A 9,772-nucleotide genomic window follows, 5' to 3' on the forward strand; every position below is an offset into this window, starting at 1 on the left:
ATTTTATTTGATTCCGCCGTCTGCGGACGACGGAACTCTGCGAGGCTCTTGCGCGAATTTGAGGCGTTACTACTTTTTCGACAAGCTTTGCCCTCCCCTTTCCAGGGGAGGGCAAAGCTTGTCTGCTGACTGTAAACAGGAAAAAAGAATAAAGTTCTTTTGCCTACTTTTCTTTCAAGAAAAGTAGGTCAAGAAAAGTAGGTCATGAAAAGTGGGTTAGGAAACGTAGGACCACTGGTCCACGTTGTTGACGATGGACCAGCCGTGGCCGTGGGGGTGGATCTTCTGCTCGGCCACCTGGAGCCCGTCCCGCACCCAATAGAGGTGGTTGACGTTCACCAGCCATACCCAGGGAATATCGCCGTCCTGGGTGACGCCGGTGGTGCCGTCCCACTGGGCTTTCTGCCACAGCTTGTAGGACTCCTCCAGGTCGGAGCACTGAAGGGCCTGATCCATATAGCTGTCCACAGTGGGGTTGGAGTAGGGGGAGTAGAGGGCGGTGCCGGTGTCTGGCATGGTGTGGTAGATGTTGTAGAGCTCCATGGGGGTGTGGGCGCCCCAGCCCCACACCAGGGGGGTGGTGAGGGCCCGGTCGTAGGCGGTGTCCCAGCCCACGCCCTCGGTGGTGCAGGCGATGCCCAGTTCGGCCAGCTGGTTGGAGAGGTCGGCGGCCAGGGCCTGGCGCACCGAGTCACCGGTGGAATAGAGGATGTTGAGCTCGGCCCGGACGCCGTCCTTTACCCGGACGCCGTCGTCCCCCAGGACCCAGCCGGCCTCTTCCAGCAGACGCACGGCCTCTTCGGGGTCATAGGCCACCTCGGAGGCGGGGTTGTACCAGGGCAGCTTGTCACAGACGCTGTAGGCCGGGGTACCATAGCCATTGAGGACGTTCTGGATCATCTCCTCCCGGTCCACGCCGATGTTGATGGCCCGGCGGACAGCCAGGTCGGCGGTGACGGGGTTGCCCTCGGTGGGCAGGTTGATGCCCCGATTGTCCACGCTCTCACAGGAGAGGAGGGAGTATCCCGTAGGGCTCTGGTCGGCGTAGACGGCGGAGGTATAGGCCAGGTCGGCCTGGCCCGCCTGGACCGCCAGGAAGGCGGCGTCCTCCTCCATGAAGAGGATGGTGACCTTCTTCATCTTGGGGGCCTCGCCGTAGTAGTCCGGATTGGCCTCCAGAATGATCTGCTCCCCCCGGTCCCACTGGACCAGGGTGTACCGGCCGGAGCCGATGGGATTGGAGCCGTAGGTGGCGCTGTCGTAGGCGTGTTCGGGAACGATGCCCACGATTGCCATGGTGTAGGGCCAGATGGAGTAGGGGGTAGTCATGTGAAAGAGCACTGTGGTGTCATCCACCGCCTCGGCGGAGGAGAGCATGGTGAAGTCATTGACCGAGGAGGTGGCCTTGACGGTGTTGTAGGTGAAGGCCACGTCCTCCGCCGTCAGGGCCTCCCCGTCGGTGAAGGAGACGTCGTCCCGGATGGTGACGGTCCAGGTGAGGCCGTCGTCGCTGACGGACATATCGGTGGCCAGATCGTAGCCGATGGTGAGGTCGGCGTTGGTGACGGTGAGGGTGGACTGAATGAGGGGCTCGTGGACGTGCTCGCCGGCGCCCCAGCCGAAGGCGGGGTCGAAGCCGGCCTCGGGCTCCGAGGTGGGGCCCATGACCACCACCACCTCGTCGGCGGGATGCTCCGGTACGGGCGTGGTGGTGTCTGTGCCGCCGGAGGCGCAGCCGGCGATGAGGGCGAGGGAGAGCAGACAGGGGAGAAGTCGCTTCATAAAGACCTCCTGAATTTACTTGTTCAATGCGGCCTGCCAGACGGCCTGATAGGGCACGCCGTGGGCCTGGGCGGCGGCGGCCACCGAGGCGTGTTCCGGCTTGACCTTGGAGAGTCCGAAGCCCTCCGCCGTCTTGACGTCGATCTCCCCGTAGGGGGTGGAGACGGTGGCGGCGCCGGGGGTGAGGAAGTACTTCGCACACCGGCGGACCCGCAGGCCGATGGTGGTGGTGTGGGTGAGGACGGCCCGGGCCATCCGGGCCTCCTGGGCGGGGTCGCACAGCACCGTCAGCAGGTGGCCGGAGCGGCCCTTCTTCATGGTGCCGGGCAGGGTGTAGACGTCCAGGGCCCCCTCCGCGCGCAGCTGCTCACAGGCGTAGGCCAGGGCCTCGGGGGTCATGTCGTCGATGTTGCACACCAGCTCGCTGATGGAGCCGTTGGCGCTGGTTTCACTCTCGCCCAGGAAGACCCGGACGCAGTTGGGCCGGTCAAAGACCTTCCGACCCACGCCGCAGCCCACCTTGTCCGCCGCCAGGGCGGGCATGGGGCCGAAGGACTGGGCAAAGGTGACCAGCAGGGCGGCGCCGGTGGGGGTGCACAGCTCCCCAAAGACCTCGCCGCCGTAGGTGGGCACACCGGTGAGCAGGTTAGCGGTGGCGGGAGCGGGCACCGGCATCACGCCGTGGGCGCAGCGGACGGTGCCGCTGCCCACGTGGACGGGGGAGGCGACGATCCGGTCGGGGGAGAGGAGCCACAGGGCGTAGCAGGCCCCCACCACGTCGGCCACGGCGTCCAGGGCCCCCACCTCGTGGTAGTGGACCTCGCCCACGGGGCAGCCGTGGGCCTTGGCCTCGGCCTGGGCGATGGCGTCATAGACGCTCCGGGCGCAGACCTTGACCTCATCCGGCAGGTCCATGCCGTCGATGAGACCCCGGATGTGGTCGGGAGAGGCGTGGTGATGGTGGTGTTCATGGCCATGGTCGTGCTCGTGGGGGTGGTCATGACCATGGTCGTGATCGTGTACGTGGTCGTGCTCATGCACATGGTCATGGATGTGGTCGTGCACATGGAGATGGGGGACGGCGTGAACGTGCCCATGATCGTGGTCGTGGTGATCGTGGTCATGATCGGGGTGCTCATGATGTTCGTGGTCGTGACCATCATGGTCATGGTCGTGGTGGTCGTGATCATGGTGGTGGTCGTTGTGGTCCCCCTCCTCATGGCCGTGGACGGTCACCGCCATATGGGTGCCCGCGATGCCGCAGGTCACCGCCGGCTCCGCCTCCACGTGGACGCCGGGAAGGCCCAGGCCGTTCATCTTCTCCAGAAAGGCGGTCTTCTGCTCCTCGCTCAGGAGCTCAAAGAGGGCGGCGGTGAGCATGTCCCCGGCGCACCCCATGGCACATTCAATGTAAAGGGTTTTCACGTTACTTCTCCTCCAGTCCTTCCATTTGATTGATCATGCTGGCCAGATAGCCGGCACCGAAGCCGTTGTCGATGTTGACCACGCTGCACCCGGAGGCGCAGGAGTTGAGCATGGCCAGCAGGGCGGAGAGGCCGCCGAAGCTGGCGCCGTAGCCCACGCTGGTGGGGACGGCCACAACGGGGCAGTCCACCAGTCCGCCCACCACCGAGGCCAGGGCACCCTCCATGCCGGCCACGGCGACGACGCACCGGGCGGACATGAGGGGCTCCAGATTGGAGAGGAGCCGGTGGAGACCGGCCACGCCCACGTCGTAGAGCCGGGTGACCTTGTTGCCCATGGCCTCGGCGGTGAGGGCGGCCTCCTCAGCCACCGGCTGGTCGCTGGTGCCGCCGGTGCACACCACGATGGAGCCCAGAGCGGGTCGGGGACCGGGCAGGGCGATGCCCAGCCGGGCGTCGGCGTGGTACTCCAGGTCCACACCGGCCTGGGTGAGGACGTCGGCCTTCTCCTGGTCCATGCGGGTGATGAGGATGTTGCGGCAGTGCCGCTCCCCCATGGCCCGGACAATGCCCAGGATCTGCTCCGCCGTCTTGGAGGCCCCGTAGATGACCTCCGCGGCGCCCTGCCGGACCCCACGGTGGAAATCCACCTTGGCGTAGCCCAGGTCGGCAAAGGGCTCCGTTTTCAGCTCCAGCAGGGCGTCCTCCGGGGCGGTCTTTCCCGCCGCCACGGCCCGCAAGAGCTCCAGGATCTCATGTTTGTTGTCCATGTCGGCTCCTCCTTCTCAGCGTGTCTCCAGGTCCAGGGTCACCGCGGAAAACCAGGGCTTCAGGGCGGCCAGGACCTCCCTTCGCTGCCCGGCGGCCCTGTCCCACTGGCCCTCCGGCAGCTGGATACGGGCGGCGTCGGCCAGGAGCCGCACCCGGAAGTCGGTGAATCCCAGGGAAAAGAGGGCATCCTCCGCCTTCTCCACCCGCTCCAGGTCCTCTTTGGTGATGGTCCGGCCGGTGGGGATGCGGGTGGCCAGGCAGGCGTAGGCCGGCTTGTCCCAAGTGAAGAGGCCGGCCTCCTTTGAGGCCGCCCGGACGTCGGCCTTGGTGAGTCCGCACAGCCGCAGGGGGGACTCCACCGCCAGCTCCCGGAGGGCCCTCATACCGGGGCGGTCCCCGGCGTCGTCGGAGGCGTTGGTGCCGTCCAGCAGGAGGGTGTGGCCGTCCCGGCGGGCATACTCCCACAGCTTGGTGAAGAGGGCGGTCTTGCAGTGGTAACAGCGGTCGGGCCCGTTGGCGGCGGCCAGGGGCACCGACAGGATGTCGGCCTCCACCACCACCATGGGCACGCCCACCTCCTGAGCCAAACGCTGGGCGTCCCGGAACTCAAATTCCGGCTGGAAGGCGGTGTGGACATAGTAGGCCGTGAGGTCACAGCCGTAGTGCTTGCCCGCCCACAACAGGTAGGCGGAATCCACGCCGCCGGAGAAGGCCAGGGCGGCTCTGGGGTGGGTGCTGAAGTATTCGGCTAAGGTCATGGTGGCGTCCTCCTCATGAGGTAAATACAAAAAAATGGCACGCCAAAGCTGGCGTGCCTTCTGGCCGCGGCGCGGCGTTCTCACCGCGCGGGTAATATATGACAGGAAGATACTGGATGAATACGGGGAAAAGACCCTTCTGGGCCAGAGAGCGGCCTTCTGACCGCTCAAATCTAATTTATTATATCAAATCGAAGGATATTCTGTCAAGCCCGGCGGGGAAGGGCAGCCATCTCCCGCTTCCACTCGGCGGGGTCCCGCCACTCGGGAATGCCATGGCGCTGGCGCTCCTTGGCCTCCTCCAGGGTCAGCTTCACCGGATCGTCCTTCAGATAGTCGATGAGCTCCTGGATGCCCTCTCTTGTGAGGCTGCTCACCTCAAAAATGCGCTCACAGCCGGAATTGATCATCCAATTGCGCACCATGGGCACATTGGCGTAGGGGGAGTCGATCTTGGTAATGATGCCGATGAGGGGGCGGTTGGTGAAGCACTGACAGTTGGCTTCAAAGACACTGAAGGGCTCATCGGCGGCAATGAGGAGGGCCAGCACGTCGGCCTCGAAGGAGAAGCAGGCCAGCCCCAGACCGCACCGCTTGGTCTCGGAGTACTCGCCGGGGGTGTCGATGATGTCGTCGTTGGTGTTGGTGTACTGGGTCTTGTGGTAGTGGAGCTCCTCACCGTTGAGAATCTGGGTGAGGGAGGTCTTTCCGGCCTCGCTCCGGCCCATGAGAAACAGCTTTTTCATGGAGGCACCTCCTATCGCTCCGTCAGTTCACACACAGGGAACCCCAGCTCATCCCGGAAGAAGTCCAGCACGTGCCGCAGGGCGGACTTGACTTCCTCCCGGTTTCCCAGCAGGATCACAGCTCCGCTGAACCGGTCCAGGAAGCCCAACTCCACGTCGCCGCTCTTCATGGCGATGTCGGCGGCGGCCACAGTGGCCTCCCAGGGGGTGATGTGGAGGAGGCCGATGGACTCACCGGTATGGTCCTCCCCCAGGTGGGTGCCGATGTGGAGCCCCAGGTTTTCGTAGATGCGCCGGTCGGATACGCCGATGAGCTGTGCCAGGGAGACCTCCCGGCCCACAACCTTTACCCGGACCAGGCGCAGCTCCCTGCCGCTGAGCTCTTCATAGCTGCGGGAGAAAACCTTTTCCAGGAACTCCTCCGTAGTCATACGGTTTCCCATAGCGCTGCCTCAACGCTTGGTGATCTTGCAGACCACATAGCCCAGGGTATCCCGGAAGTAGTCCACGATCTCGGTGAGGGCGGTGGTGACGTCAGCCAGTTCACCGGTGATGATGACAGTGCCGGTAAAACGGTCGGCAAAGCCCAGATAGACGTCGCCACTTTTGACGGCGATATCGGCGGCAATGACCGCAGATTCCGGCGGGGTCAGATTCATGAGGCCAATGGCGGCAGAGCCGTAGTCAATGGCGGGATTGAGACCCAGCTTCTGATAGATGATAGGGGCGGGACCGCCAATGACATGCGCAAAGGTAATTTCCTTGCCAGCCACTGTCTCCTGTACAATACGAATCTTATCATTGGTGTCACTCATTGTTCCACGTCCCTCCAAGTTTATGGTGTAAGATATTTATTATTATACGCTTTGAGGCAGAGAAATGTCAATTGGCGGCAAGGGGGACAGGCCGGTCAGCATAGGGTGTTGGAAGGAGGTGACCGAGATGGGAAAAAGAGGGGCGGAACGGTACCGGCTCATCATCCGGGGTACTGGGAAGGGGAGCCTGCGGGCAGCGTTGGTGGAGGCGGTATGGCGGCGGTACCGGGCGGAGCAGTGAGTCTTCGGGCGGCCCTTTACCTGCGGCTGTCCAGGGACGATGCCCGGGCAGGGGAGAGCGTCAGCATCGGCGGCCAGCGGGCCCTGCTGCGCGCCTATGCCGCCGACCATGGCTGGACGGTGGTGGGAGAGTATGTGGACGACGGCTTCTCCGGCACCAGCTTCCGGCGGCCTGGGCTTCAAAGGCTCCTGGAGGACGTGGAGGCGGGACGGGTGGACCTGGTCCTCACCAAGGATCTGAGCCGCCTGGGGCGGGACTATATCCGCACCGGGGAGTTGGCCGAGGTCTATTTTCCCTCCCGGCATGTGCGCTACATCGCCGTCAACGACGGCTTTGACACGCAGGGTCCAGACAATGGATTGGCGCCCTTTCAGCATGTGGTCAACGAGATGTACGCCCGGGACGCCAGCAAGAAGATCCGCTCTGCCCTGGCGGTCCGCCGGGCTCAGGGGCGGTATGTGGGGAGCCTGGCGCCCTATGGCTACCGGAAGGACCCGGCGGACAAGAACAGGCTCCTGCCCGACCCACCGGCGGCGGCGGTGGTGGGGGAGATCTTTGCCCAGGCGGCGGCGGGGGTGAGGCCGGGTGAGATCGCCCGCCGACTCAACTGTCGGGGGATCTCCTGTCCCGCCCTCCACCGTTCCGGGGGGCGTCCCGGGCCGGACGGACCGGTGTGGACGGCCTCCACGGTGTCCAAGCTGCTGCGGAACCCCACCTATATGGGCTGCACCGCCCAGGGCCGCACCCGGAAGTCCTCCTTCAAGGCCAAGGTCCGTGAGACCGTCCCACAAGAGGAGTGGACGGTGGTGGAGGGTACCCATCCGGCTCTGGTGGACCGGGAGACCTTCCGGCTGGTGGCCAGGCGGAGTAGAGGACGGCCCGGAACAGGGCGATTTCAGAACCGGATGGCGGGGCTGGTCCGGTGCGGGACCTGCGGAGGAGTCATGGTGTCCGCGGGCACCCGGCGGAAGGACTCACCCGCCGTGCTGGTGTGCCCGCGCTATAAGCGGAAGGGCCCTGCCGCCTGCGGCAGTCATGCCATACACTATCCAGTGTTGAAAGATCTGTTGGGCCGGGCGATGCGGCGGGCCGTGCTCCTCACGGCAGCAGAGCGGGAGGAGATTCTGTCGGACCTGGTCCGCCGGGGGAGCCAGGAAAGCGGAGAAGGCAGACGGGCAGACCTGGAGGCGGAGCTCAGACGTCTGGACCGTCTGGAGGGGGAATTGTGGGACAGCCATCTGCTGGGGGAGCTTGGGGAAGAGCGGTTTCGGGCATTGCTGGATCGAGTCAATGCGCTCCGGCGGGAGACCACCCGGAAACTGGAGGCTTGCCCACAAGAGGGGGGAATCGACCTGATTGCCCTGCGGACAGAGCTGGAGCGAATCCTGGATCAGATCTTGTCCGCGCCGGCGGAGGATCAAAGGCTCCTGTTTTCGCTGGTCACATCGGTAGAAGTGGGGGAGCGGGAAGAGGACGGGATACTGCCGGTGGGGATCGAACTGGACGTTCCTGCCCTAGAGCAGACAGAGCTGCTGGAGCGTTCCGGCCCTATGGACCACAATATATGGGACGTGCTTCCGCTCGGTAAGAAGGACAGTGTTGTGCCTGTGCCAAATATTTCTGGGGAGAAATCGACTGTAAAGTGAAAATACATTTCAAAGAGCCGCACCCCAGAAGGGCGACTTCATGTGCATGGGACTGGGATGCAATGCCGCTGGGGTGGTGGGGTGTCGGATTGTGGATTCCCCCCGGGAGCGGCTCATCGCCATTCTCACCAACAGCCTGGTCCCCTGCAACGGGCGCTTTCCTACCCTAATCACCATCTTGACCCTCTTCTGCGCCGGGGGAGGGCTGGCGGCGGGAGGTGCCCTGGCCGGTCTGGTGGTGCTGGGGGTGGCGGGGACGCTGGCGGCGTCCAGGCTGCTGTCGGCCACCCTCCTGAGGGGAACGCCTTCGGCCTTTGCCATGGAGCTGCCGCCCTATCGTCGCCCACGGCTGGGGCAGGTGGTGGTACGCTCAGTGCTGGATCGAACCTGTTTTGTGCTGGGCCGGGCGGCGGCGGTGGCGGCGCCCGCGGGACTGCTCATCTGGCTGTGCGCCAACTGGACTCCGGGGGGCATGTCCCTGCTGGCCCGGTGTGCCTCCACCCTGGATGGTGTGGGGGAGCTGCTGGGCATGGATGGAGTGATCCTCACCGCCTTCCTTCTGAGCTGTCCGGCCAACGAGCTCTTTTTGCCGCTGCTCCTCATGGGGTACCTCTCCACCGGGGTGCTGGCCGAGCCTGAGGATCTGGCGGCACTGGGCCAGCTCCTGACAGACAGCGGATGGACAGGACTGACGGCGGCGTGTGTCCTCCTGTTTACACTGTTCCATTGGCCCTGTACCACCACCTGTCTCACGGTATGGCGTGAGACGGGAAAGGTCCGCTGGGCTGTAGCGGCGGCATTGGTACCCACCGGGTTGGGAGGGCTGTTGTGCCTGATCGTGGCTTCGGCGGCACGCCTGCTGGGACTGGGATGAGACTGAAATCCCCACAATGCGGGCAAAGTGACAGAGAATTCCAAAATATTTCTAGAAAAATAGTAGAATCGCCCGATGGAAAACAGGAAAATATCTGCTAAAATGGAACCGATAAAAAAGCGGCCGTGAGGCCGCGGAACGAGGAGAAAAGAGTCATGCTGAACAATACCAAGAAGCCGGAGCCTCTGGCTGCCCAGACCGCGGCCGAACAGAAGACGGCTCCCAAGGCCGAAAAGCCTGTGGAGGCACCCAAGGCCGCCGAGGCTAAGGCGGAAAAGCCTGTTGCGTCTACAAAGACCGAGAAAGCCGCCGCCGCTGCCAAAGCCAAAGCGGAGAAGGCCGCCGCCGTTGCTGCCGCCAAGGCTGAGAAGGCGGCTGCTGCTGCCAAGGCCAAGGCTGAGAAAGCCGCTGCCGCCGCCAAGGCTAAGGCCGAGAAAGCGCCTGTCCGCAAGCGCACTGTGGGTGCCCGGAAGGCCGCCGCTCCCGAAGTGAAGCTGTATGTCCAGTATCAGGGAAAGCAGATCTCTCAGGAGGAGGCCGTGGAGGCCGTGAAGGCCGCCTGGACCGGTGAGCCCATCAAGAGCCTGGAGCTCTACGTGAAGCCTGAGGATGGAGCCGTCTATTATGTTATTAACGGCAGTGAGACCGGTAAAGTGAACTTCTGAATGTAAACGGAACGGTAAGGAAAGGGACTGACCATGTGGGTCAGTCCCTT

10 protein-coding genes are annotated in these 9,772 nt (G+C 64.1%); 3 read left to right on the forward strand and 7 right to left on the reverse strand.

Annotated features, from left to right (window positions below; all coding sequences use genetic code 11):
• Positions 1-216: 216 nt before the first annotated feature.
• The 7 genes from Q0K15_RS09475 to Q0K15_RS09505 all read right to left on the reverse strand — a co-directional run bounded on the left by Q0K15_RS09475 (position 217) and on the right by Q0K15_RS09505 (position 6,296).
• A complete protein-coding gene (locus Q0K15_RS09475; RefSeq protein ID WP_294515606.1) occupies positions 217-1,782 on the reverse strand; it encodes an ABC transporter substrate-binding protein in 1,566 nt (521 codons plus the stop codon).
• Between the two features lie 15 nt (positions 1,783-1,797).
• Positions 1,798-3,207 (reverse strand): nickel pincer cofactor biosynthesis protein LarC, encoded by a 1,410-nt coding sequence (gene larC / locus Q0K15_RS09480; protein ID WP_294515607.1) that lies wholly within the window; start codon positions 3,205-3,207, stop codon positions 1,798-1,800.
• Position 3,208: 1 nt separating this feature from the next.
• Positions 3,209-3,976: a nickel pincer cofactor biosynthesis protein LarB gene (gene larB / locus Q0K15_RS09485; protein WP_294515608.1), complete on the reverse strand. Its 768-nt coding sequence runs from the start codon at positions 3,974-3,976 to the stop codon at positions 3,209-3,211.
• Between the two features lie 15 nt (positions 3,977-3,991).
• The gene (gene larE / locus Q0K15_RS09490) at positions 3,992-4,735 is read right to left on the reverse strand and encodes an ATP-dependent sacrificial sulfur transferase LarE (RefSeq protein ID WP_294515609.1); all 744 of its coding nucleotides are present in this window, start codon (positions 4,733-4,735) and stop codon (positions 3,992-3,994) included.
• Between the two features lie 206 nt (positions 4,736-4,941).
• Positions 4,942-5,481, reverse strand: coding sequence for a EutP/PduV family microcompartment system protein (locus Q0K15_RS09495; RefSeq protein WP_294515610.1), 540 nt, complete (start codon positions 5,479-5,481; stop codon positions 4,942-4,944).
• Between the two features lie 11 nt (positions 5,482-5,492).
• Positions 5,493-5,924: a BMC domain-containing protein gene (locus Q0K15_RS09500; protein WP_294515611.1), complete on the reverse strand. Its 432-nt coding sequence runs from the start codon at positions 5,922-5,924 to the stop codon at positions 5,493-5,495.
• A gap of 9 nt (positions 5,925-5,933) precedes the next feature.
• Entirely contained in the window at positions 5,934-6,296 is a 363-nt protein-coding gene (locus Q0K15_RS09505) for a BMC domain-containing protein (RefSeq protein ID WP_294515612.1), read from the reverse strand.
• Positions 6,297-6,509: 213 nt separating this feature from the next.
• On the opposite strand from Q0K15_RS09505, the gene Q0K15_RS09510 reads away from it, so the two are divergent.
• The 3 genes from Q0K15_RS09510 (at position 6,510) to Q0K15_RS09520 (ending at position 9,722) form a co-directional block, all read left to right on the forward strand.
• Complete coding sequence (locus Q0K15_RS09510; RefSeq protein ID WP_294515613.1) at positions 6,510-8,183, forward strand: recombinase family protein; 1,674 nt, start codon at positions 6,510-6,512, stop codon at positions 8,181-8,183.
• A 40-nt stretch (positions 8,184-8,223) separates the two neighbouring features.
• The gene (locus tag Q0K15_RS09515; protein WP_294515614.1) at positions 8,224-9,057 is read left to right on the forward strand and encodes a nucleoside recognition domain-containing protein; all 834 of its coding nucleotides are present in this window, start codon (positions 8,224-8,226) and stop codon (positions 9,055-9,057) included.
• Between the two features lie 155 nt (positions 9,058-9,212).
• A complete protein-coding gene (locus Q0K15_RS09520) occupies positions 9,213-9,722 on the forward strand; it encodes a DUF6465 family protein (protein WP_294515615.1) in 510 nt (169 codons plus the stop codon).
• Positions 9,723-9,772 lie beyond the last annotated feature (50 nt).

It is taken from the genome of uncultured Intestinimonas sp. (assembly GCF_944387245.1).
Lineage (GTDB): Bacteria > Bacillota > Clostridia > Oscillospirales > Oscillospiraceae > Intestinimonas.